Annotated in this window: 23 protein-coding genes and 2 riboswitches; of the genes, 10 read left to right on the top strand and 13 right to left on the bottom strand. The window is 41.1% G+C overall.

Going from position 1 to position 22,488, the window contains the following annotated elements:
* Positions 1 to 58: 58 nt before the first annotated feature.
* Entirely contained in the window at positions 59 to 2,227 is a 2,169-nt protein-coding gene (locus NCCP133_RS14400; RefSeq protein WP_264805735.1) for a beta-propeller domain-containing protein, read from the bottom strand.
* A 125-nt stretch (positions 2,228 to 2,352) separates the two neighbouring features.
* Between NCCP133_RS14400 and NCCP133_RS14395 the strand changes: the two genes are divergently transcribed.
* Positions 2,353 to 3,300 carry a DMT family transporter gene (locus tag NCCP133_RS14395; RefSeq protein ID WP_264805734.1) on the top strand — a complete coding sequence of 316 codons (948 nt, stop codon included), beginning with the start codon at positions 2,353 to 2,355 and terminating at the stop codon, positions 3,298 to 3,300.
* A gap of 35 nt (positions 3,301 to 3,335) precedes the next feature.
* Here the strand turns inward: NCCP133_RS14395 and NCCP133_RS14390 are convergent, their stop codons facing one another.
* Complete coding sequence (locus NCCP133_RS14390; RefSeq protein ID WP_264805733.1) at positions 3,336 to 3,464, bottom strand: hypothetical protein; 129 nt, start codon at positions 3,462 to 3,464, stop codon at positions 3,336 to 3,338.
* 375 nt (positions 3,465 to 3,839) lie between these two features.
* Between NCCP133_RS14390 and NCCP133_RS14385 the strand changes: the two genes are divergently transcribed.
* Positions 3,840 to 3,986, top strand: a complete 147-nt coding sequence (locus NCCP133_RS14385; protein WP_264805731.1) for a hypothetical protein — start codon at positions 3,840 to 3,842, stop codon at positions 3,984 to 3,986.
* A 13-nt stretch (positions 3,987 to 3,999) separates the two neighbouring features.
* Here NCCP133_RS14385 and NCCP133_RS14380 read toward each other — a convergent pair whose 3' ends face one another.
* A complete protein-coding gene (locus NCCP133_RS14380; protein WP_264805730.1) occupies positions 4,000 to 4,917 on the bottom strand; it encodes a CAP domain-containing protein in 918 nt (305 codons plus the stop codon).
* A 157-nt stretch (positions 4,918 to 5,074) separates the two neighbouring features.
* On the opposite strand from NCCP133_RS14380, the gene NCCP133_RS14375 reads away from it, so the two are divergent.
* Positions 5,075 to 5,260: a hypothetical protein gene (locus NCCP133_RS14375; RefSeq protein WP_264805729.1), complete on the top strand. Its 186-nt coding sequence runs from the start codon at positions 5,075 to 5,077 to the stop codon at positions 5,258 to 5,260.
* 223 nt (positions 5,261 to 5,483) lie between these two features.
* Here NCCP133_RS14375 and ltaE read toward each other — a convergent pair whose 3' ends face one another.
* On the bottom strand, positions 5,484 to 6,506 hold the full coding sequence (gene ltaE, locus NCCP133_RS14370) for a low-specificity L-threonine aldolase (protein WP_264805728.1): 1,023 nt from the start codon (positions 6,504 to 6,506) through the stop codon (positions 5,484 to 5,486).
* A gap of 95 nt (positions 6,507 to 6,601) precedes the next feature.
* A complete protein-coding gene (locus NCCP133_RS14365; RefSeq protein ID WP_264805727.1) occupies positions 6,602 to 7,039 on the bottom strand; it encodes a ferritin-like domain-containing protein in 438 nt (145 codons plus the stop codon).
* Between the two features lie 378 nt (positions 7,040 to 7,417).
* Between NCCP133_RS14365 and qoxA the strand changes: the two genes are divergently transcribed.
* Genes qoxA through qoxD form a run of 4 tightly spaced genes read left to right on the top strand, consistent with a single transcriptional unit; the run spans position 7,418 to position 11,274 of the window.
* On the top strand, positions 7,418 to 8,407 hold the full coding sequence (qoxA, locus tag NCCP133_RS14360; RefSeq protein ID WP_264805726.1) for a cytochrome aa3 quinol oxidase subunit II: 990 nt from the start codon (positions 7,418 to 7,420) through the stop codon (positions 8,405 to 8,407).
* Positions 8,397 to 10,373 carry a cytochrome aa3 quinol oxidase subunit I gene (qoxB, locus tag NCCP133_RS14355; protein WP_264805725.1) on the top strand — a complete coding sequence of 659 codons (1,977 nt, stop codon included), beginning with the start codon at positions 8,397 to 8,399 and terminating at the stop codon, positions 10,371 to 10,373. The genes qoxA and qoxB overlap by 11 nt, the downstream gene beginning before the upstream one ends.
* Positions 10,363 to 10,968 (top strand): cytochrome aa3 quinol oxidase subunit III, encoded by a 606-nt coding sequence (gene qoxC, locus NCCP133_RS14350; RefSeq protein WP_264805724.1) that lies wholly within the window; start codon positions 10,363 to 10,365, stop codon positions 10,966 to 10,968. The genes qoxB and qoxC overlap by 11 nt, the downstream gene beginning before the upstream one ends.
* Positions 10,969 to 11,274, top strand: coding sequence for a cytochrome aa3 quinol oxidase subunit IV (gene qoxD, locus NCCP133_RS14345; RefSeq protein WP_264805723.1), 306 nt, complete (start codon positions 10,969 to 10,971; stop codon positions 11,272 to 11,274). It begins immediately after the preceding gene.
* A gap of 49 nt (positions 11,275 to 11,323) precedes the next feature.
* Here qoxD and NCCP133_RS14340 read toward each other — a convergent pair whose 3' ends face one another.
* The 3 genes from NCCP133_RS14340 to thiT form a co-directional block, all read right to left on the bottom strand.
* Complete coding sequence (locus tag NCCP133_RS14340) at positions 11,324 to 11,563, bottom strand: hypothetical protein (protein ID WP_264805722.1); 240 nt, start codon at positions 11,561 to 11,563, stop codon at positions 11,324 to 11,326.
* Between the two features lie 97 nt (positions 11,564 to 11,660).
* Complete coding sequence (locus NCCP133_RS14335) at positions 11,661 to 11,936, bottom strand: hypothetical protein (RefSeq protein ID WP_264805720.1); 276 nt, start codon at positions 11,934 to 11,936, stop codon at positions 11,661 to 11,663.
* 97 nt (positions 11,937 to 12,033) lie between these two features.
* Positions 12,034 to 12,633 carry an energy-coupled thiamine transporter ThiT gene (thiT, locus tag NCCP133_RS14330; protein ID WP_264805717.1) on the bottom strand — a complete coding sequence of 200 codons (600 nt, stop codon included), beginning with the start codon at positions 12,631 to 12,633 and terminating at the stop codon, positions 12,034 to 12,036.
* A gap of 71 nt (positions 12,634 to 12,704) precedes the next feature.
* Positions 12,705 to 12,808, bottom strand: a riboswitch (TPP riboswitch).
* Positions 12,809 to 12,976: 168 nt separating this feature from the next.
* On the opposite strand from thiT, the gene NCCP133_RS14325 reads away from it, so the two are divergent.
* Both NCCP133_RS14325 and NCCP133_RS14320 read left to right on the top strand, forming a co-directional pair.
* Positions 12,977 to 13,129, top strand: a complete 153-nt coding sequence (locus tag NCCP133_RS14325; protein WP_264805716.1) for a hypothetical protein — start codon at positions 12,977 to 12,979, stop codon at positions 13,127 to 13,129.
* 218 nt (positions 13,130 to 13,347) lie between these two features.
* Positions 13,348 to 15,078, top strand: coding sequence for an AAA family ATPase (locus tag NCCP133_RS14320; protein ID WP_264805715.1), 1,731 nt, complete (start codon positions 13,348 to 13,350; stop codon positions 15,076 to 15,078).
* Positions 15,079 to 15,335: 257 nt separating this feature from the next.
* Here NCCP133_RS14320 and NCCP133_RS14315 read toward each other — a convergent pair whose 3' ends face one another.
* Positions 15,336 to 15,524: a lmo0937 family membrane protein gene (locus NCCP133_RS14315; RefSeq protein ID WP_442874269.1), complete on the bottom strand. Its 189-nt coding sequence runs from the start codon at positions 15,522 to 15,524 to the stop codon at positions 15,336 to 15,338.
* A 157-nt stretch (positions 15,525 to 15,681) separates the two neighbouring features.
* Positions 15,682 to 16,560 carry a TetR/AcrR family transcriptional regulator gene (locus tag NCCP133_RS14310; protein WP_264805714.1) on the bottom strand — a complete coding sequence of 293 codons (879 nt, stop codon included), beginning with the start codon at positions 16,558 to 16,560 and terminating at the stop codon, positions 15,682 to 15,684.
* 180 nt (positions 16,561 to 16,740) lie between these two features.
* Between NCCP133_RS14310 and NCCP133_RS14305 the strand changes: the two genes are divergently transcribed.
* Entirely contained in the window at positions 16,741 to 19,803 is a 3,063-nt protein-coding gene (locus NCCP133_RS14305; protein WP_264805713.1) for an efflux RND transporter permease subunit, read from the top strand.
* A 494-nt stretch (positions 19,804 to 20,297) separates the two neighbouring features.
* Here NCCP133_RS14305 and queE read toward each other — a convergent pair whose 3' ends face one another.
* The 3 genes from queE to queC are packed head-to-tail and all read right to left on the bottom strand — an operon-like array spanning position 20,298 to position 22,161.
* Complete coding sequence (gene queE / locus NCCP133_RS14300) at positions 20,298 to 21,029, bottom strand: 7-carboxy-7-deazaguanine synthase QueE (RefSeq protein WP_264805712.1); 732 nt, start codon at positions 21,027 to 21,029, stop codon at positions 20,298 to 20,300.
* Positions 21,022 to 21,498 carry a 6-carboxytetrahydropterin synthase QueD gene (gene queD / locus NCCP133_RS14295; protein WP_264805711.1) on the bottom strand — a complete coding sequence of 159 codons (477 nt, stop codon included), beginning with the start codon at positions 21,496 to 21,498 and terminating at the stop codon, positions 21,022 to 21,024. The genes queE and queD overlap by 8 nt, the downstream gene beginning before the upstream one ends.
* Before the next feature lie 3 nt (positions 21,499 to 21,501).
* Positions 21,502 to 22,161, bottom strand: coding sequence for a 7-cyano-7-deazaguanine synthase QueC (gene queC, locus NCCP133_RS14290; RefSeq protein WP_264805709.1), 660 nt, complete (start codon positions 22,159 to 22,161; stop codon positions 21,502 to 21,504).
* 51 nt (positions 22,162 to 22,212) lie between these two features.
* Positions 22,213 to 22,255: riboswitch (PreQ1 riboswitch) on the bottom strand.
* Positions 22,256 to 22,488: the final 233 nt, after the last annotated feature.

The raw sequence follows: 22,488 nt of genomic DNA, 5'->3' as shown, positions 1-22,488 counted from the left end.
TGGAAAATGTTTTCCAATAAAAAAGCCAACCTGAAATGTCTAGCCCTCCTAACAAGAATTAATCAAGCTTTATTTCTCCTGTCTTTGTGAATTCATCCAGATGATAGGCATCTATCCTTTTGGGGGAGATGCTATAGATTTGATCCCCAATATAAATTAGCCGTTCAATTGTATTTTCCCACTCCTCATAGATTGCATTTTCATCCTGATGGGTAATTTTCGTTTGCAATTGAATTCCATCCCTGGCATCTATTTTATAAACGTAAGCACCCTGAAATTCATACTGTGATTCAAACTGGCTGCCTTTTGCATTTTGATAGACGGTAATAGGAAAAGCAAATACATTTTTTTCTTTGTGTACGAGAAGAGCTTTATGGTCATGATTTAAAGGAGTGTAAGTACCCCGGCCGCCAATGATTTCTGTATTCTTTTCAATGGGATTAGTGGTGTCACGAACATCAAAAAGTGATATCTTAACACCCTCTGTTGTTATAATTGGCTGGTTCCCTTCTCCTTTTCCGCTCATCACTTTGGTATTATGCCCAAAGCCTATTAAATGGTTTTCATCCAATGGATGCAAATAATTGCTGAAACCCGGAATCTTCAATTCGCCGAGCACTACGGGTTTTTCCGAATTAGAGCCATCAATGACAAAGAGCGGGTCGGTTTCTTTGAAGGTAACCATATAAATCCGATCGTTCATGAATCGGGCTGAGTAAATTCGCTCCCCTTTCGCCAGATCTTCAAGCTTTCCTATCTGCTTTAAATTTTCATCCAGAATATATAGGTTATTGGAAGACGGATTTTGATTATCCCAAGCTTGCCCTTTTGTGGTGACAACTCTAAAGTTTCCTTTATACTCATCCATTGAAAATTGGTTTAATACCGTTCCTTTTATATCAGTGGAACTTTGAAATTCCACATTTCTGCCGTTAATAGAGAATTTATAGATGCTGGTATTAGGGCTGAATCCTCTCCCTGCTGTTAATGCAGCATCTTCATAATTGGCAATAGCCAAATACAGATTGTTTTTCGACATAAATAGTTCATTTCCGCTTCCCAGGTATGTTGTCAGTCCCAATTTAGATTTTGGCTCCTGCAAATCCATAACAGCAATATTGGTGTAGTGTGCATGTTTAGAGTCTGGAAAATATTCGATTTTATTATAATCAATCACCTGTAAGTCCTTATTCTCTGCCGAGTCAGAGTACCTTGGACGAAGATCCGCTTCTTTATTTCTTTCAAGAATCCATATTTCGGGATAATGGCTCGTAACCATATATACCTTGCCGTCCATTAGTCTGGATGCAAGCAAACTGCCTTCCATTTCAATTTTCCTCACAAGCTGGGGCTGTTGTTTATTCTGAATGTTATAAACGATCGCTTTTGTCGATTGAAAAGCAGGTGCAATCATTAAATCAGCAGCAGACTTCCCCTGGCTTTTTCTCATTTCTTTAAAACTGTGTCCGATGACGACCAATTGATTTCCTTCCAAAAAAAGCTGATAAGGAGAAAATGAATGACTGAAAGGCAGCACAGAATCTACAGCCATTTTACCAGCTGGAACAGCTTTAATAATTTGAACTTTTCCTTCGCTGATCTTATAGATATGTGTTCCATCCGTTTTGACTTGGTCTGCCTCGTCAATTCCCTCTACTTGGACATTTGTCTCCGAGAATCCCCCTTGGGCCGAATCGGCAGCACTTTTATCGGAACTGCTCTCTTCGCTTACTGCCATATCCCTTCCAGTAAAAAACGTCCGCTCTTCCTTCAGCAATTTTTTAAAATAGGCATTTAGCTTTTCTCGCGATTCGATTGTCGGCAGCGTTTCCATGACTGTGAACTTGGCTTCCACCGTATTTATTAAATTGCTTCCTGACTTTGCTTTGATACCCTTTGTGAAAGTTAATGAATAATGAGGAGACTTTACATTATAGCCATCATTCGGTGGATGAATGACCACCGTTTTTTGGTCTTTTGCTAATAAAAGATCAACAGGCTGTTTTTTGCCTTCTTGATCCAGAACATAGACTGTCTGGCTGTTAATGCTTTGAGCATCCAGTTCTTTTGAAAACTCGACTTCCCACACTTTGTTTTTTAGTACAATAAGCTCTTCTTTCATTTCAGCTAGATCACTGACTATCTTTAGCCGGGATCCAATTGCAAAAGAAGCTATTAGGATCAAAATGCCCATCATTCCGCCAATCCAAAGCCATTTTTTTTTCATTTTAGACACCCCTCTTGACTTATTGACGGGTTGAATCTTCCAATTGTTACAACTTTAACCTGATAAAATTTCAGAAATTAATGTAAAATAGATTATAAAATTAGGCGGGAAAGAGGTTTTTATTTGTGGAGGCACCGAACAAAAAATACGGTTATCTATTATTGATATTGGCAAACATGATTTGGGGCGGGAATTTTGTTATTGGGAGAATCGGCGTTGAGTACTTCCCCCCTGTGCTGTTCTCTTTATTGCGATGGGTGCTTGTTTTTTTGCTTTTAACGCCTTTTATGGTCAAACCGCTTAAACAGGAGTGGAAACGACTGCGCAAGCATAAACCTGTACTTTTGCTGCTAGCTGTGTCAGGAGTGGCAGGCTATAATACGATTATTTATTTTGCTCTGCAATACACCACATCCATCAATGCTTCTGTCGTAAATAGTACAACACCATTATTCATCGCCATTTTTGCCGTTTTTATTTTAAAAGAAAAGCTCTCATGGCAAAGGACAGCAGGTATACTCTTGTCCGTGCTCGGAATTACATTCATCATTACACGAGGATCGCTTGATGCTTTTCTTTCCTGGAGCGTCAATCCGGGAGACCTGATCGTACTCATGGCAGTCGTGATGTGGGCATTATACTCTGTTATAGGGAAAAAATATTCAGGTATGCTTCCGGGTCTATCTACTTTGTATATAACTTCATTTATTGGCATCTTACTATTGGCTCCATTAAGCCTGATTGAGTACAAAATAACTGGAGTCGAGCCGGCTTTCTCGATTGCTTCTGCTGGAATACTGCTATATGTTGGCATTCTTGCATCAATTGTTGCTTTTTTGTCCTGGAATTATGGAGTCTCAATAATAGGAGCTTCAAAAGCAGGCGTCTTTCTTAATCTTCTCCCACTTTTTGCAGTCATTTTTGCTGTGTTGTTCACAGCTGAATCCTTGCATCTGTATCAGGCTATAGGCGGAGGGATTGTCATTTTTGGCGTCATGCTTTCTTCTGTACCCTCTTTCAGATTAAAGAAGGAAGCCTTAAAGCAGGATGGCATTTATTCAAAAGGCCAATAAAAAGCTCCCCGTATTAAGGGGAGCTTTCTTATATTCTACCAATCCTGGGTTCTTTCAAGTAAAGAATCAATTTCAACTTGTCTGATCAGATAACCAAGATCATCTTCAGCAATTTCCAATGTAGCTTCCAATATTTGGTCAATATCCATTTGCACCAATCTCATAATCAGACCTCCTATTGCATTTTTGCATTTTCCTGGATTGTGTTAAGCTTTTTGTGGATTTTTGGCAACTTTTTTCATTGAGCTGAAATCAGCAGGAAATTTAACAGAGTTTTTTCCTAGAAAAATTTTATGTATTCATTTTCTTTTCTGCTATACTATTCGTTGTTATTTGACCAGGTGTGGGGGTGGCAGAAAAACTTTTTCTTTTACTTCGTACCCACGAATTACAATTCTTAAACCATTGCTGCATGGCTGGCTTTTCACAAAGTGTCACGCACTTTCTTTTGTTTAAATAGTATATAGTGTCTGAAGTTTTAATTAATCTTTTACAGGGAATAGGTTCACTAACCAAATACTTGCTAGAAGGTGCGTAAAATGGATGTGAATTTTAATGATTTTGCTAAGGTTTTGGAATCGGCTCTGGATAAAGGACAATCCGACCATCAATTGACAATCAATGAATTGGTAGATGATCTTAAATGTCAGCTGGAACCTTTAGTAAATAAAAAAGAAATCGGCTAAGCCGATTTCTTTTTTATTTACTGATAAACATTTGAGTCCAATAAGAACCGCTTTCTGTGTAGCCAACCCCTATATGAGTGAATGTGCCATTCAGTATATTTTTTCTGTGGCCTTCACTATCCATCCAAGCCTGTACAACTTCTGATGGTGTCTGCTGTCCCATAGCAATGTTTTCTCCGGCACTATTATATGCGACACCAAAATCTCTCATCATGTCAAATGGTGAACCGTAAGTTGGACTGGTATGGGAAAAATAATTCTTTTGCTGCATATCATTCGATTTTGCCTGAGCAACATTGCTTAATGGGTTATCTGCTTTTAATGCAGATAATCCATTTTTTGAGCGTTCCGCATTAGTTAATTCAATGACCTTTGCTTCAAAATTATTGATTCCACCAGCTTGTGAAGCAGGTGCCTGACCACCTTCTCGTGGTGCAGGTGCCGCCGGTGTCTGTTCAGCTCCTCCACGCGGCGTCGGCACTGCCGGTATCTGATCGGCCTCTTCTCTAGGCTGAGGTGCTTCAGGCTGCTGATCGCCAATTCCTCCCTGGCCGTACGGCTGTGCAAATTGGCCGCCTTCAGGCTGTCCCGGAGCCATCCCTTGATTTCCCTGTTCGTCCTCACCAAACTGGAAAAAAGGTAATCCGCCATCTTCTGTCAATTGGCTGTGAGGGAAATTTTCACTAGGCAATGAGGTGCTATATGAATTGGGGTCAATCGTCAAATAGCCATTATGGACCCTTTGGATTTCCATTGGAGAGCTTCCGCGTCTCTCTCTTTCAACATTCGCATTATTGGTGTTGCTGATTTCCTCCAGGTCATTTCCTGTCAATTCCCGGGAATTCAACCCCTGCTCTGTATTATTGCAGGCTGTAAGCAATAGTACAAAAAACAAACTAAGCAGAAAATGTTTCCAGATGACTATTTTCATTTTTTCTCTTATCTCCTTTAATAATTAATTTTACTTTCTTATCATACGGAGTCGGTCAGAAAGTATAGTTGGAAATAAAGAGAAATTCCCAAAGCACAAGAGAACTTCATTATTTGCTTAGCATTTTTTATAGGAAGCAATAGGAAGGAGGGATACATTGAGGCAATATGTGATTACAGGCATCAATGGAGCGTATTACTTTGGATATCCACAGCCATATGGTCCATGGTTTCAGCCAGCTCACCATGGTTATCCTTATCATAGCATTTGGGAACAAAGTCATCCTCATTCCCATTATCATCATTACCCATACCTTCAGGGCAAGAGAGATTTTAATTGCTAAAAAAAACGCATGTAGATTCATGCGTTTTTTAGCCAATTATCCAAGAATTATCAGACCAATTATAATGAGAGACGCATTCCGTAATGCGAAACATTCTTTTCGAACACTTCTCTCTATTCCATGCCTTTCCCATGTTTAAAGACAACATTTTATTCGGTGTCCCATTCGCCGCCATTTTTCACTATCTTCGATCCTTTTAGTTAGGAATAAAGGTCTGCCGCCCTTAGCCTGCCGCTCTTTGGATGGCTAAGATGGCTTTTTCGATTTCTTTTCTGGAAACATCATAATGTGTGACAAAACGAACTGATGAATGGCCAAATGTTCCAGATAGCACTCCTTCATGTTTCAATCTTTCAACAAATTGGACAGAATCCATGTTTAAGCCCTTAACATCTGCCACAATAATATTTGTATCCACTTGATTTTCGATCCTTAGACCACTGATCTCACTTAGTTTTCCGGCCAGGAATAAGGCGTTTTCATGATCTTCTGATAGGCGTTCCTGCATTTGGGTTAATGCGTAAAGACCTGGTGCAGCTAATATTCCTGCTTGGCGGAGTCCCCCGCCCAGTCTTTTGCGCCACTTTCTGGCTGAAGAGATGAACTCTTTGCTTCCTGCAAGGATGGAGCCAACTGGGGCACCAAGTCCTTTGGATAAACAAACTTGGACAGTATCACAATACTGAGCAAGTTCGCCAGCTGGCTTATCTAATGCTGCAGCAGCGTTAAATAGTCTTGCTCCATCGATATGAACGGGGATATGATGTTCTTTCCCAATATTATATATTTTCATTATATTTTTGATAGGAAGGACCGCACCTCCCGCCCTGTTATGAGTATTTTCAAGGCATATCAAACCGGTTTCCGGGTAGTGCTGATCTTCACCTCTTAAGGCATACATGACTTCCTCCGGATCCATGGCACCTCTTTTCCCTTTTATCGTCCTTGTCTGGACACCAGCGAATGCAGAAGCAGCACCTGATTCATAATAAAAAATATGGCTATCAGCTTCGAGTATGATTTCATTTCCTGGCTGGCAATGCGTCAGTATGGCAATTTGATTTCCTTGGGTCCCGCTTGTGACAAATAAGGCGGCTTCTTTTCCTAACATTTCAGCAGCAGCTTCCTCCAGGCGATTTACGGATGGGTCCTCCCCATATACATCGTCCCCTACTTCTGCTTCATATGCTGCTTTACGCATATCCTCCGTTGGTTTTGTTATTGTATCGCTTCTTAAATCAATCATTTCCTCACCCTGCCAATCCTTTTTTTAGTTCATATTACTTTACTATTCTGTATTTTTCAATAAAAATAAGAGCCTGAGGAATAAGGACCTTACCTTTAATTATTGATAAAGTATAAAAACCAGACAGCATGGTTTTGTTCATCCGCTGCCGCCCTTTTAAAAACTTCCTTAATATATGGATCAGCCGTTTGATCAGCTATGTCCAAATAGAAATCAACTGCCTCCTGTTCATCCTTAAAAGAAAAATCCAATCCTTCTTTATAATTATCCGGGCATTCTTCAGAAATCTGCGGCTTATGCTCCATGCCGGTCAGGTTCATATAAATTTGATTAAAGAGCCGAAAATGCTGCATTTCATCCCGACTTATTTCACCAATCTGTTCCTTTTCCAGTGAATTGGGCGCCATTTGAGCAAGTTTTTGATAGCATTGTACTGCGCTGTATTCTGCGTTAATTGCTTTGGCGATATCGCTGAGCAGTTTATCATTTTGCCGATAATATCTATTTTGAGGATCGTAATAATATGAATACACAAGTAAACCTCCTTTAAAATTCAATATTTAGGATATGGGCAGGTTCACGATTACGTGCTTGGCTCTTTGACATACAGTTTATTAAAGTTCAAAATTTGTTCAAAAATAGAATTTGCGATTCAAAACCTTGATTCTAAGCTATTTGTACATAAATATTTAGCAATATCTTCTTTCACATTATTTTCCTTCTCACTTTTGTCACAACTTTTCTTTTTTCTCCATGTTATTATCATTTTCACAGTGATATCTAAGTTTACTTAGTGTTAAACGAGTGTCCGGTTTTTAAAAATATTTTTTTTGACGATTTTGTGAAAAACCGCACATTATATGTGAATTATTTAGCAATAGCTTTCTTAAACAAAAGGAGATGAAAATCTGATGAAGAAAATTCTGCTCTCTTTAACAGCTTTATTGCCTCTGCTCGTTCTTAGCGGATGCAATATGGTTGTATTCGAACCCCAGGGGCCTGTTGCACGAAGCATAACTGATTTGATTAACTGGTCCCTGATTTGGATGCTTCTCGTTGTGGTTGTTGTTTTTGGCTTATTCGGCTATATCGTATGGAAATATCGAGAACGGCCTGAAAATAAGGATTATGAACCGCCCGAGGAGCACGGAAGCACTCTTTTGGAAATTATTTGGACTGGGATTCCAATCTTGATTGTTATTGCCTTAACAATCCCGACAGTTAAAACCCTCTATGCACTTGAGGAAGCACCTAAAGGCTATGAAGAAAAAGAGCCGATTACGATCCATGTAACATCAGCTGACTGGAAATGGATATTCAGCTACCCTGAGCAAGGGATTGAGACTGTTAACTACGTAAATATTCCGGAAGATACTCCTGTTTTATTTAAAATGACGTCTGCAAGTACAATGCAATCATTTTGGGTTCCTGCTTTAGGCGGACAGAAATACACCATGCCTAAAATGGAAACAGAAATGTATTTAGTTGCGGATAATCCGGGATCTTATGATGGCCAGAATACGAACTTTAATGGCCGCGGCTATGCGGATATGAAGTTTGAAGTGCTTGCTCAAACCGACGAAAAATTTAATGAATGGCTTGCAGACGTTAAAGAGACAGCTCCTAAATTAACGGAATCTGAGTATGACGACTTGCTGAAGCCAACCCATATGGGAAGATTGACGTTTTCAAACACACATCTCGAATGGGTAAACCATGCAGATCCCCATTCAAAAGCCTATACGAATCCAGAGTTATATAGAGGCCATGGATATCAAGGCAAAACGTTTGAAGAAGAAGATAATTATAAAAGTAACCAGCCAAATGTAATGGAAAATCATGGCCAAGGCGGACATGATGAAAGCGAAGATAACCATGGAGGTGACCATAATGAGCATTAAATGGGATGAGTTTTTTATAACCGGCGATCCCCTTATACTAGGTTCACAGATTGCTATTGTTCTAACCATGATTGGTGCAGTTGCAGGAATTACCTACTTGAAAAAGTGGAAGTACTTATGGACAGAATGGCTTACAACCGTTGATCATAAAAAAATCGGTATGATGTATATCATCTCCGCTGTATTGATGTTTTTTCGCGGCGGGATGGACGGCTTGCTAATGAAAGCTCAAACAGCACAGCCGGAAATGGGATTTCTTGATTCACAGCATTACAATGAAATTTTTACAACTCATGGAGTCATTATGATCCTTTTCATGGCGATGCCGTTCTTGATTGGTTTAATGAACGTAGTCATTCCGCTGCAGATCGGTGCGCGTGACGTCGCCTTCCCTCAGTTGAATGCACTAAGCTTCTGGCTGTTCTTCAGTGGAGCTATGCTATTTAATATTTCCTTCGTCATCGGAGGATCACCTGATGCAGGATGGACTTCTTACTTCCCTCTAGCAGGCAAGGAATTCAGTCCGGGAATCGGAAATAACTTTTATGCGGTTGCATTGCAGATTGCCGGTATTGGGACATTGATGACAGGTATTAACTTTATCGTCACGATTTTAAAAATGAGAACAAAAGGCATGACATTGATGAAAATGCCGATGTTTACATGGACTACTTTTGTAACATCCATTCTAATTGTGGCTGCTTTCCCTATTTTCACAGTTGCATTGGCATTGATGACTTTTGACCGCCTGTATGGCACACATTTCTTTACAGTATCAGGCGGAGGCATGGATATGCTTTGGGCTAACCTGTTCTGGCTATGGGGCCACCCGGAAGTATACATTGTTGCTCTGCCTGCTTTCGGAATTTTCTCAGAGGTTATTTCGACTTTCTCAAGGAAATCTTTATTTGGCTACAAATCAATGGTATTCTCCATCCTTGGGATTGCGCTTTTAAGTATGGTTGTGTGGGTTCACCATTTCTATACAATGGGTTCAGGACCAGCTGTTAACTCCTTCTTCTCCATTACCACAATGGCAATCGCCATTCCAACTGGAGTCAAGATGTTCAACTGGCTGTTTACCATGCGGAAAGGACGCATAAAAATTTCTTCCGCCATGCTTTGGGCCTTGGCATTCGTCCCATGCTTCGTTATTGGCGGGGTTACAGGCGTCATGCTTGCAATGGGCGCAGCAGATTATCAATATCACAACACTTTATTCCTTGTTGCCCACTTCCACTATGTATTAATTCCAGGTGTCGTATTTGCGGTATTTGCTGGTCTTTACTACTGGTGGCCAAAAATGTTCGGCTTCATGCTGAATGAAAAAATCGGGAAATGGCATTTCTGGCTATTCGTTATTGGCTTTAACGTAACATTCATGCCTATGTTCTTCCTTGGTCTGAACGGAGCTGTAAGACGTGCTTACACATACTCTGCCGAGTCTGGATTTGCACCACTCTTCATGCTATCTGCCATTGGCTCGATCATTCTGGCAGCCGGATTCGCGGTATTCTGCTACAACATTTACTGGAGCATCCGCTATGCGGACAGAAACATCTCAAGCGATCCATGGGATGCAAGAACATTGGAATGGTCTACTGCTTCACCAGTTCAATTCTATAACTTTGCAAAGCTGCAGGAGGTTAAATCCCTTGATCCTTTCTGGCACATGAAGAAAAAGAATGAAGGCTTAACGTTATATGACAGTGAAATTGAAGAGATTCATATGCCAAGCAATTCCTGGCTTCCGATTTATATGGGTGTCATCTTTGGCATCGCAGGCTTCCTCCTTGTATTTGAATGGCACATTGCTGCAGCTTTAGCTGCCATCGGCATTTTTGCTGGTTTGATCATCCGTTCATTCGATTACAATGAAGGCTTCCATGTTAAAAAAGATGAAATTCACAGAATTGAAAATGCCTGGAGAAAAACAGAAGGAGAGGTGCATGATCATGTCAGCTAAAGTGGATACTTCCTTGCCCCTTGAATATCAAACTGAACAGGATCGGATGAATATTCTTGGCTTCTGGGTTTTCCTTGGCGCTGAAATCGTTCTATTTGCCACGCTGTTTGGAGTATATGGTGTATTATATGAACGCTTTGCAGGAGGTCCAACACATAAAGACATTTTTGTGATCAAGGATGTCATGATTCAGACAGTCCTCCTTTTGACAAGCAGCTTTACAATGGGCATCGCCATTTTTGAAATGCGCCGCCACAATTTAAAAGGGCTGATCATCTGGCTTGTGATAACCCTTGCCCTTGGCGCAGGTTTCCTTTTCATGGAGATTAATGAATTCATTCATTATGCGCATGAAGGGGCAACGATGCAGACAAGCGCGTTCCTTTCCAGCTTATTTGTTTTGCTGGGAACACATGGAGCCCACGTAACACTCGGAATTGGCTGGGCAACTATGGTCATTATCCAGCTTTTAAAAAGAGGCCTTACCCCTACTACAGCAAGAAAGACGTTCATTATCGGACTTTACTGGCATTTCCTTGATGTAGTCTGGATCTTTATTTTCACATTCGTGTATTTGAAAGGACTGGTGGCTTAAATGGAACATCAACAATCAAAAAGTTTCCCGATAAGCCATGTCATTGGATTTGTTGTTTCCCTTGTGCTGACTTTTGCAGCAGCAGGTATTACTTTAAAAACGAATCTCTCATTTAAAGTGATCATGTGGATTATTGGCTCTCTGGCTGTCATACAGGCTGGCATGCAGCTGTTCATGTTCATGCACTTAAGAGAAGGTGAAGACGGCAAGACGAACCTAGTAAATATGATTTATGCCGTATTTATGGTTATCGTTATTGTAGTTGGTTCTATATGGGTTTTAACCTCTGGACACGCTGCTCATTAAGCTTTCCAAAGACAATATAAAAAACCGGTCTCCCTTATAGAGGCCGGTTTTATTTGTATTGTCTGATTCCCTTGCTTCCCTTTGTCATTTCTTCCATTACATTGATGAAAAATCCGAATCCAAAAATCAGCATGGATGATACCATAATGCTTAAGCCGATTGATAAAACATACTCGCCGGCGATACCGCTTACAAAGAAGCTTGAAATAAAAACAATGAGTCCTAACATGATTCCGGCAGCTGTTATATTCCTAAAAAAATGCAAAACCTTTTGCTGTTTAAGTGTCATTTTTTCATCCCCTTTTATTTAATATTCTAACTATGTTCACAAATTTGTCAAATTTATTTTTGCAAAAATAATCGCCTTGCGGATGCAAAGTGATTTTCTACTGATATAGCTTTTTAATGTTTTCTAAATCCTTTTTCAGACTGCATATTTCCTGCCTGGTTAGCATGAATGGCATTTGATCGTACAGTGTGATGATCTGTCCTCCCTCATCCTCTTCATGTAGTGATAAATAATTATACAAATTTTCACACTGGTTTTTGTTAAGGATAGATTGGGTGCTGAAATTTTTTATTCTTTGAATTTCAAAGGCGCTGGCTTTTGCATCATATACACCTGCAATGATGTTTCCATGCAATGTGTTTGACAAAGTCATCACTCCCCTTTTTGAGTAATATACCCAATTTTCAGGAGCAGTTTTCTATTTTATGAAAAAAACCTCTCTGAAAATATATTCAAAGAGGCTGATGCTATTATAAAGCACGTTTTTGAGATTCTAAAAATTCATCCGATTTTCTAATGATTAATCTTGGGGCCGAAGAAATGATTAACACTGCTAAAATCGAGCATAGAATGACAGCTCCAAGCATGGTTGTGCCGTTTGCCAGGAAGGAAAATAGAACGGGTGACATTCCCTCTGGTGCATAGCTTCCGAAGAAAAGCACACCTGCAATGAAATGCCAGAAGTACCTGGCAAGACTACCGGCGAACACCGCTACCACTGCCCAGGCCAATGCCTTCTTCTTGTACCCTCTGCACAGCTGATTTTGAATTGGGCGGTAAAACAAACCGGCAAACCCGATACAGGCAAATGCTACAAAATACTCAATAAATGCCTGAAGCGGCGTTGCAATCCACGCATCCCCCATGGCAATCTGCAAGATGCCCCATAAGAGGCCGGCAATGAAGCTGACTTTAAAGCCCCATCTGAATGCCAGGATAAAAATAGGTATCATGGCTGCAGATATGGAAATCGATGGCGACAGCTTAATGGATGGCAGAAAATCAAGAATAACGGCAAATGCTGCAAAAAATGAGGCTTCGATCATGGCTGCTAAACTTAATTTTTTCATAAAAAAATCCCCCTTAAATCGTTTGACGATACCCCAAGGGAGAACAAGCAGGCAGAAGCGGATGCATCCTGCTGCCTTTTATTCCACATTCCTGCGCTAGCATTATCTAACAGGTTCAAAGGGTCAGAACAGCAAAACTGTTCACTCTCAGCAATATGCTCCCCTTGTGGTAGCGTTATGAAATTATTCGATATAAGTATAAAGTATACTTTTGTCTATGAAAAGGATTATTTTCCTTTTACGAATAACTCCTGCTCATGCCATTTGCCATATCGGTAATAAAAGAAAGCAATCACACTGCTGATGGTAAAGCTGACACCCATTCCCAGAGGGGATGCCGAGTTTGAATAGTAAGGCTGCTTCCTCCTTCTGCGGCCTTGCCGGGATGGTGAAAGGAGAAAGATTCTTACGAAGAATCAGCCGTCATTCCCGCCATAAAAGCGGTGGACTAAGACTTTTAAACGGTTTTATTGATTACAAAATCGGATCCGGCTGATTCGCAGAATACAACGAATATTTTCATAGGTTCCTGATTACTCCTCTGTTTGGTCACATTTCTATCACAAATTTACCCCAGCAAAACCCTGTTATAACACAGTTTCACAGCAATAATACTATTTTTCCATAATTTACAACGTTTAAAAACTTTAAAAACCTATAAATAACCTTTCTTTTTCCTTATAATGTAGTTATGTTCAATGAGGAGGGAAATAGTTGAAATCACGTTTACAGAAACCTTCAACGGTTGTTTCGCTTTTATTGGTGGTCACGGTGATTTTGGCAGCGGTTATATGGACCGTGCAAGCAGGAAATAAGGATGTGACTGTCTCGTTTTCCACTGTGGAAAAGCTTATTGCCTCCCAAGATGGAAAAACTGTTTCAATACAGGAATATAAAAACGGTAAATTGCTAATTTCTGCCCCTGATGGAGAGTACATCTCACATGTGCCTCCTAATAGTGAAATAGTAGATAAATTAGTAGAAACCTATAATATACAGTATACTTTTGCACCTACAGGACCTTTTACGCCTTGGATTCTTGCTGGGGTGGTCTTATTATTCATAGCTATTGGGCTCTATCTATATAAGGCAGGAAAAGGCGGAATGGGCGCTACAAATACAATGAAGCAAAGTGTTTCCAAGCCTAAGCCTCTTCCTTCCATTTCACTAGAAGATGTTGGCGGAATTCAGGAAGAAATGAAAGAGGAAATCATGCAGACTCTTTCTATCTTAAAAGAACCTGAACGCTCCCTGAAAATGGGGATAAAACCGCCGAAAGGAATTCTTTTATACGGACCTCCTGGAACAGGAAAAACGCTTCTTGCCCAGGCTATTGCCAAAGAACTTGGTGCAACGTTTTTCTCAACCAGCGGATCCGGCTTTAATGAATTGTTTGTCGGTGTTGGTGCATCCCGTGTAAGAAACCTTTTTCAAAACGCAAGAAAGCATTCGCCTGCTGTCGTCTTTATTGATGAAGTGGATGCCCTTGCTGGCCGCCGGAAGCAGCATGGCGGAGAGGAAAGTGAAAAAACTTTGACAGAATTGCTTGTTCAGCTGGATGGCGGACATTCAAATGATGGCATTTTGTTTATTGCAGCAACGAACCGAAAAGATATGCTGGATGAAGCCTTCCTTCGTCCCGGACGCATCGACTTCACTTTCAATGTACCGCTTCCAGATACAAAGGGCCGAAGAGAGATTATTCATATCCATACGAAAAATAGATTGCTAGCTGAGGATGTTTTCATGACTCTTGGTGTTTTGGCAGAAAGCACTTCTGGCTTCTCAGGCGCAGATCTTCATTCCCTGTTTGAAACAGCAAGCCGAAGAGCTGTACGAAATGGCCAGGAGATTATTTCTAAAGAAGATTTGGATTATGCGCTTGACCGCACGATACTTGGAACAACTACACGTGCCCTTCAGGATCCTGGAACGAAGCAGCGTGTAGCCATCCATGAAGCCGGTCATGCACTTGTAGCAGCCTTGACAAAGCCTGGATCTGTGAGAAAGGCTACGATCATCCCCCGTGGTGAAGCACTTGGATATGTTGCGCCTATAAATAAGGAACTTCACTTGTCTACTACTAGTGAATTGCTCGATCAGGTTGCTATGATACTAGCAGGCGGTGTTGCTGAGAGATTGATCCTTGGAGAGCACAGCATTGGTGTCAGCGGTGACGTGAAGCAAGCCAAGCACATTATTGAGCAAATGGTCGATACTGGACTTCTTGATAACGGCTTTGAACTGACTTTTAATAAAGGACAAAAAGAAGCCAAAATGCAGGATTTATTCCAAAAAGCGCTGGAAAGATGTGAATTGCTTATTGCAAATCATCAGCCACAATATCAAACCCTTGTGGAAACTCTTCTTGAAAAAGAAACAATGGAAGGTTCTGAGGTACAGGAAATTGCAGGAGAATTAAATCCTGACATGGTTATTGCGTAAATAAGAGCCGGTCCCGATTGGGGGCCGGTTTTGTTGTTAGTAGGATGAGATGCAGATTTCGATTCTTACGGCCGAACTATGTTGGCCGGTAAAGTGGCAGTTTTGGCCGGTAAAATCACGATTTCGGCCGGTATTTATGTAATATTGGCCGGTAAATGTGCCAATTTGGCCGGTATTTTATCTATCCTTTTTTATATACACTTGCGATTCAAAAAGTATCAGGCAATAGAAAAAAGCCTTCAATGAAGGCTTTCTCTCTATCCTCTGCCAGATGCACGGCCTTTGATAAAGTTAACTACAATTATGATGGCTGCAATTATGAGCAGCAGATGTATAATCCCGCCTGCTACTTCAAATATTAATCCAAGTATCCACAATACCAGCAGTATACCTGCAATTGTCCAGAGCATCATTACCTCCCCTTTCTGGTTTTGTTTATATTGCATATATACCCTCTAAAGCAATGTACAAACTTCCGCTGATTGCATTATATAAAGAGGCTTTTTGTTTGTTTAAGAAAGTTTACGAAAAAAATTCAATAAAAAATAACATTGCCGCAGTTGTTGGCAATGTTATTTTTTACATATCATATAATGGTCTTATTTATACAGGAAGGATCTCTTCTTCCAAGGCTCTCGCTTCGATGATAATTTCGTTGTTTTGTTTAAGGAGGGCGAAAAGTCCCTTTAGCACTAATTTTTCCGGTCGTGCTTTCCTAGTTTCTTCGGAAATGCGATTAGCAGCTTCTTTTAAAGGGAAGGATTGTTCCGGTTCAAGCCTGTTTAGCTTTTCGTAAAGCACTTTCCAGGCCTGTTCCCTTTTTTCAAAGGATACAAAAGCACCTTCCCTGTCCATGTCTACAATAAAGTCCCTCAGCATTTCATCATTCAAGATCGGTTTGCTGTCTCCATTAAGAAAGTCCTTAGCCATTAGGTCCAGCTGCCGGCCGATATGCTTGCCAATGTCAAGCGGTTTTGCATTAGCCTGCCCATTTACCATGAGCATCATATAGGTTCGGTAAATAGATTGAACCATGAACAGCAAATCCCATTTATAAATGGAAATACCTTCCCCATAAAGTTCCAGTAAACGATTCTGCAGCCATGAAAATAGCCTCCCTCTCATTCGGTGTTCCATAGCTGAAACCTTTTGGCTATTTGCAGCTGTTTCCCCCCTCATATGCATTTTCATATAGGCTTTATACTCCAGAATTCCTTCAAACTGAACCTGAAACTGTTTTTCGAGCTTTTCACGAGGAGGCAGATGCCTATCAAGCCCGACGATAAAAACCCGCTCAAATACAAGCTGCTGATAATGTTCATAAATCGAAATTATCAAATCTTCTTTTGATGTAAAAAAAGAATACAGAGATCCTTTCGAGATTCCTACTCTATCTGCAATCTCCTGCATGGAAGTTTGGCTGTATCCTTTTTCGGCAAAAAGCTCAACTGCTGCCTCCAATATAGCTTCCCTTTTGTTCATTTCAGCACCTCAGACTTTCATTTATATGATTGTGCTTGCTCGGCACATTCATTCTTGACTCCACCTGTAAAAAAAGGCAAAATGACTAATGAGTCAAATGATTTTTATTGATATATGGGTGTTTTTGTTTCTGTTATTTATTATTTGACCATCGAGTCAAAAATTTAAGGAGGAGTTTTTATGCTTGGATGGATTCTAAAGCGATCCAAAATTTTCATCATTTTGTTTGTATTATTTGTCATTATCGGAGTGTTTACGTTCATGCAGCTTCCGCAAAGGGAGATTCCTGAAACCACAGTCAATATCGGTACCGTAAATACGGTGTATCCTGGTGCGACTGTAGACAGTGTGGAACGGACGATCACCAACCCTTTAGAATCCAAACTGCTGTCCTTAAATGGAATTGAAGAAGTGAGCTCGTCATCTGCCGCAGGCTTCTCTACTCTAATCGTAACGGTTTCTGACGGTGAAGACAAAAAAGAAGTGTTCAGCAATATTCGTCAGGCTGTTTCTGATGCTGCCGCTGGATTTCCGGAAGAAGCATTTGAACCCGAGATTAATGAGGCAACGGTTAAAATGCCAGTTGTTTCTTACCATTTGACGAGTGAGAAGATGGAGAATCTCCTTCCTCTTCAAAAAGATTTAGAACGGTGGAAAGAAGAAGTTGAGTCCATAAAGGGTGTTAGCAGTGTAACGATCAAAGGGCTTCCTGAAGAGGAAATAGTGATTCAGCTGGATCTTGATTTACTAAAGGAAAATGGTATCATCCTTCCTGATGTCATCGATGCGATTAATGAGGAATATTATCCGACACCAATAGGCAAACAGGAAATCAATCAACAAGTTGTCCAACTGACAGTCGATCATTATACATCTGATAAGCTAATTGAGGATGTATATATCGGTAAGTCTCCTCTAGGAGAACCAGTTGTGATTGGAGATGTGGGAAAGGCTAAAATTGTTCAAAAGCAAAAAGAGGATATTGTCACACTGGACGGCGAACCTTCTATTTCTTTTACTGCTTTTGTAGAAGAAGGCCAGGATATCCCCACTGTGGATGAAAGAGTCAGCGAAAAAGTAGAAGAGCTGAGTGAGGGATTGCCTGAAAATGTAACGCTTATCAATTACTATTCCCAAGCCAGTCTTGTAACAGATGTGTTTGACGGCTTATTCTTTTCACTAGCCATTTCGGTCATAGCAGTCATTGTAACTACTGCTCTTGGGTTAACGGCATCCGGTGCTTTCGTGGTGGCCCTTGCTATCCCGATTTCTGTCTTAATGGGACTGATTCCCCTGCCATTTGTTGAGGTGGATTTAAACCAGATATCTGTAATTGGAGCAATCATCGCACTTGGCATTCTAGTGGATGACTCGATTGTTGTAAATGATAATATTCAAAGGCGCTACAAGCTGGGGGATAACGCTTTTAACGGGGCTGTAAATGGGACAAAAGAAATATGGGTTTCCATTGTCACCTCTTCCCTGGCAATCGTATTCACCTTCATGCCTCTTATCTTTTTATCCGGAGGCAATGGTGCATTTATCCGGGCGCTGCCAACGGTCCTGATTACCACGATTCTTGCTTCCACTCTGGTTGCTCTGATCTTTGTGCCGATGCTGCGTTTTATGCTATACCGTAAAACAAGCAAGAAAGTACCCGTTGCTCCCGGTTTATTGGGGAGACCGTTGAATAAGGCTGCAGATGTTTATGCAGATAAGATATTGAAGCCTTTTTCTAAGAAACCGAAGCTGGCAGGCATTCTAGGCTTAGTTTTTACTACAGCTATTTTTGGCCTTGCCGCATTTACTCCGTTTGAGTTTTTCCCAGCTGCTGACCGCAAGGAAGTGACTATAGATGTGTCACTGCCAATTGGAACTACTCTTGAAGAAACAGCTGGCGAACTAGAAAAAATCGAAAAAATGCTATTAACTGATGAAGGTGTGAAGGAAACGAGTGTGTTTGCAGGAACCGGCCTGCCCTACTTATTTAATAGCTCACTCAATGTGACGGGTCCTAATACAGGCCAAATTGCTGTACGAGTTGACCGGGAAAAACAGACAGCACAGGGTCTGATTGATGATTGGATATCCGTTCTGCGTGAGGAATATCCTGGCGCAGAAATTTTTATGGAAACCATTCAGCAAGGCCCTCCTGCGGGTGCTCCGGTAACTGTAACGGTTAAAGGGCCAGAAGTCGAAAAGCTGCTGGAAATTAGAGACGGTCTTACTGCTCAAATGGAAGGCGCAGGTGCTGATTTCGTGGTTGATAATATCGGAAAACCTGAACCAACATTAAAGTATGTGCCTAATCGAGAGCTATTAAAGGACTATGACATTAAGGTTAACCAAATCAGCGAGCAAATACGTCTTGCCACAAAAGGAATTCCACTGAAAGCATTTGATAATGGCGTTGCCAAAAGGGATATGAGCATCCTTCTTGGTGAAAAAGATGAACCGCTTGACTTAACTAAACTTGAGGTTGCAGCAGGGAGTGCAGCTGGAGGTTCTCCTTCTATAGTATCCCTTGACACATTGGTTGATGAAAAAAGGACTGAGGAAATACAGCGAATCCCCCACCTGAACGGGGACCGTGCAATCACTCTAAGAGCATTTCCAAAGGATGAAGACAACTTTAAAGATAATATTCAGAAGGTCGTCGATAAGGAACGCGAAAAGCTCGATGATCAAGATTACAGCATCTCAATAGGCGGCGAAAATCAGGCACAAAACGATTTTTTTGCTGAAATTACCGTTTTATTTATCATCGTCATCTTTCTGGTTTACTTGCTGATTGCCTTCCAGTTTAATTCTCTGGGACTGCCATTCCTTGTTCTGATTGCTGTTTACCTGGCTCTTGCAGGTGCTATTCTTGGCTTGTTTGTTACGCAGACGCCAATTAGTTTCCTGGCCGTTATGGGAATGGTCTCACTAACAGGAATCGTAGTCAGAAACGCTGTTGTACTAATTGAATTTATGGAACAGGGGTTAAGAAGTGGTATGCCAATCAAAGAAGCTGTTGTTGAAGCGGGCCGCACAAGAATCCGCCCAATATTGCTCACCGCTCTTACATCCATTGTAGCGCTTGTGCCAGTAGCAGCAAGCGGAGACACCCTCTTCATGCCGCTCGCCATCACCATCATCTCAGGTATCATGTTCTCGGTTATCCTAACCTTGATCATAGTGCCGATGATGTACCTGGCATTCAAAAAGGTGCCAGCTACCTATACCACCTTAGACCAGTAGTCTAAAAAGCTGAACCTTCCTGCCATGATGCAGGAAGGTTTTTTGCATCTTTTTTTATTGTTTGCATATACTAAATTCACGGCCGCCCACCTCTTCTAACTTCGCTTCGTTGCGGGACTAACCAGACCGGAATGTAGGCGGCCCCCTTTTTTTGTACCATGTATCTGTACCACCACTAGACCACTTTCATACACACCATAAAAGCTGCAAACCAAACCGGGTTTGCAGCTTTGTTTTTTAAGGACCTTTATCGATTAGATGGTAGTCAGGGATTAGATCTGAGAGGGACGATGTCGGCTCTTTGCTTATAAACAGGGATCTATTCCTTTAAGACTGACACCATTTTGGGCCTTGTAATGCCAACATGCCCTATTGCGATGATGCGTTCGCCTTTTACAAGGTTTTCAGCTAGTTTATCAGCCTGTTTTGTAATATGCGCGGTTGTGTATTCACTAAGAAATCCGCACCAAGCTGGTGCGGATTTCTGGAAAAATCTATACCCCTCGCTTATTGCCCCAGATATACGTGTGGAGCTGAGGAAGGACTTTAACATTTTTTAAATCATGATCTTTCATTGTTTTCTCAATCAGCCAATTATATTTCACAAGCAATTTTTGGATAAGGCCCTTGTCATCCGTAGTTCCGGTATCATCATTCCCAACCTGCAAAAAGAATGGGATACCCTGATATCTCTGATAGACCATTTTAGCGTACGCATAATCTTTGTCATCAAAGATCACAACTTTCATGGAAACATGTTTATCTTTGTCTCCTCTTTTCTGAAGTCTTTCAATCATTCCATCAAGTACTTCGAAATCTGTTTCCATACCCGAGCTCGGAGGCTTAGGGGAAATCGTCAGTTCATCGATGTCAAAAAACCAATCCTGCCAGCGGCTGCCCTGGGTTTCCAGGCAGACTTTAATCCTCTCTGATTCCAATAAAGAAATCAGCTCATTCAGGTTCTTTAATAGAGCGGGATTGCCGCCTGAGATTGTTACGAAAGAGAATCCGTTACCACCCAGCTCTTTCAGTTCCTTCCAAATTTCATCTGGTTCCATTTGACGGATGCTGTCTTTGGCGCTTCCATTCCAGGTAAAGGACGAATCGCACCAGCTGCAGGCATAATCGCAGCCAGCCGTGCGGACAAACATTGTTTTTTGGCCGATGACCATTCCTTCCCCCTGAATAGTTGGGCCGAAAATCTCAAGAACAGGGATTTTACTCAACCTCCATCCACTCCCTTCTCGCTTCAGCATAGCTTGTAGGAGTTTCATAGAGTCGGACAAATTCAACCCTTGCCCCGATATACTGTTCTTTTCGGTTACACAGGGATTCCGCCATTTTTTCATAAATCCAGACAACCATATTCTCTGCTGTCGTATTCATCGGCGGAAGCGTCTCATTCAAATATTTATGGTCAAGGAAAATTTCAATTTCATTTTTCCACATTTCTTTTAGATCGCCAAAGTCAATCATTAGTCCACGGTCATCCACCAATCCGCTAATGCCAAATATGACTTTGTATGTGTGCCCGTGAAGATTCTTGCATTTTCCATCATAGCTATGCAAATGATGGGCGGAATCAAAAGTAAATTCCTTGCTGATCAAAACACGTTTATTGTGGTATTTTAACTGATCGCGTTTAATATCCTTGTCAATTTTCTGGAGTTTATCGACGATCCTGAATCCGTACATGGCTTAAAGCTCCCCCTTTTCATGAAGATACTCTTCAAGCCCTTTTTGCCTTAAGCGGCAGGCTGGGCACTCACCGCAGCCGTCAGCCACAATGCCGTTATAGCATGTAAGAGTCTTTTCACGCACATAGTCAAGTGCACTCAATTCATCAGCCAGCTTCCAAGTTTCTGCTTTATTTAGCCACATAAGCGGTGTATGAATGACGAATTGCTGGTCCATCGAAAGGTTGAGCGTGACATTAAGAGATTTTATAAAAACATCTCTGCAGTCCGGATATCCGCTAAAATCTGTTTCGCAGACCCCAGTGATTAGATGCTTCGCACTTATTTGGCTTGCAAGAACACCAGCAAACGAAAGGAATAAAAGATTTCTCCCTGGTACGAATGTAGAAGGAAGTTCCCCTTCTTCCCCATCTTTTACTTCGATATCATTGCGTGTCAAGGCGTTTGGTGCAAGCTGGTTCAACAAAGACATATCAAGGATATGATGCTTGATACCGAGGTCACCCGCAATTTGCTTTGCACAGTTAATTTCCAGTTTATGCCGCTGGTTATAATTAAAAGTTACCGCTTCTACTTCTGCAAAACGTTCCTTAGCCCAGAATAAGCAAGTGGTACTATCCTGGCCGCCGCTGAAAACAACGAGCGCTTTGTCACTTTTCATAAGAAAATTCTCCTTTTAATAGAAAAAAGGACTACTAAGAAAGCAGACCTGTTTTCCTTAGTTTTTTAAAGAGGGTAGCTAGAACCTCTACCGTATTCACACGGATTTCTATTTAGCTAACAATTTATTTTATCACATTTTTAGCTTTTGTGCAGGCGGGTTATAAGAGAAGAAGAAGATGTTTTATTTTTCAGATTCGTGGAAAAGGTAATAATGCAAGGCCAAAACCAAAAGGAGGGACTGAAGCCATGATCAGGTTTACAGCGACTTCACGGTATTCGTTTGGCGTTGCAAAAAAAGGAACCTTTGCACGGAGGTCAGCAGGTA

Origin of the sequence: Cytobacillus sp. NCCP-133, from assembly GCF_026011715.1 — a bacterium.
Classification (GTDB): domain Bacteria; phylum Bacillota; class Bacilli; order Bacillales; family Cytobacillaceae; genus Cytobacillus.
This window is presented reverse-complemented; position numbering and strand designations above follow the sequence as displayed.

What these genes read in the sequence shown, in the direction of transcription:
- NCCP133_RS14400 (WP_264805735.1), bottom strand. Translation starts at nt 2,227, where the DNA reads ATGAAAAAAAAATGGCTTTGGATTGGCGGAATGATGGGCATTTTGATC.
- NCCP133_RS14390 (WP_264805733.1), bottom strand. Translation starts at nt 3,464, where the DNA reads ATGAGATTGGTGCAAATGGATATTGACCAAATATTGGAAGCTACATTG.
- NCCP133_RS14385 (WP_264805731.1), top strand. Translation starts at nt 3,840, where the DNA reads ATGGATGTGAATTTTAATGATTTTGCTAAGGTTTTGGAATCGGCTCTG.
- NCCP133_RS14380 (WP_264805730.1), bottom strand. Translation starts at nt 4,917, where the DNA reads ATGAAAATAGTCATCTGGAAACATTTTCTGCTTAGTTTGTTTTTTGTA.
- ltaE (WP_264805728.1), bottom strand. Translation starts at nt 6,506, where the DNA reads ATGATTGATTTAAGAAGCGATACAATAACAAAACCAACGGAGGATATG.
- qoxA (WP_264805726.1), top strand. Translation starts at nt 7,418, where the DNA reads ATGAAGAAAATTCTGCTCTCTTTAACAGCTTTATTGCCTCTGCTCGTT.
- qoxB (WP_264805725.1), top strand. Translation starts at nt 8,397, where the DNA reads ATGAGCATTAAATGGGATGAGTTTTTTATAACCGGCGATCCCCTTATA.
- qoxC (WP_264805724.1), top strand. Translation starts at nt 10,363, where the DNA reads ATGTCAGCTAAAGTGGATACTTCCTTGCCCCTTGAATATCAAACTGAA.
- qoxD (WP_264805723.1), top strand. Translation starts at nt 10,969, where the DNA reads ATGGAACATCAACAATCAAAAAGTTTCCCGATAAGCCATGTCATTGGA.
- NCCP133_RS14340 (WP_264805722.1), bottom strand. Translation starts at nt 11,563, where the DNA reads ATGACACTTAAACAGCAAAAGGTTTTGCATTTTTTTAGGAATATAACA.
- NCCP133_RS14335 (WP_264805720.1), bottom strand. Translation starts at nt 11,936, where the DNA reads ATGACTTTGTCAAACACATTGCATGGAAACATCATTGCAGGTGTATAT.
- thiT (WP_264805717.1), bottom strand. Translation starts at nt 12,633, where the DNA reads ATGAAAAAATTAAGTTTAGCAGCCATGATCGAAGCCTCATTTTTTGCA.
- NCCP133_RS14315 (WP_442874269.1), bottom strand. Translation starts at nt 15,524, where the DNA reads ATGCAATATAAACAAAACCAGAAAGGGGAGGTAATGATGCTCTGGACA.
- NCCP133_RS14310 (WP_264805714.1), bottom strand. Translation starts at nt 16,560, where the DNA reads ATGAACAAAAGGGAAGCTATATTGGAGGCAGCAGTTGAGCTTTTTGCC.
- NCCP133_RS14305 (WP_264805713.1), top strand. Translation starts at nt 16,741, where the DNA reads ATGCTTGGATGGATTCTAAAGCGATCCAAAATTTTCATCATTTTGTTT.
- queD (WP_264805711.1), bottom strand. Translation starts at nt 21,498, where the DNA reads ATGTACGGATTCAGGATCGTCGATAAACTCCAGAAAATTGACAAGGAT.
- queC (WP_264805709.1), bottom strand. Translation starts at nt 22,161, where the DNA reads ATGAAAAGTGACAAAGCGCTCGTTGTTTTCAGCGGCGGCCAGGATAGT.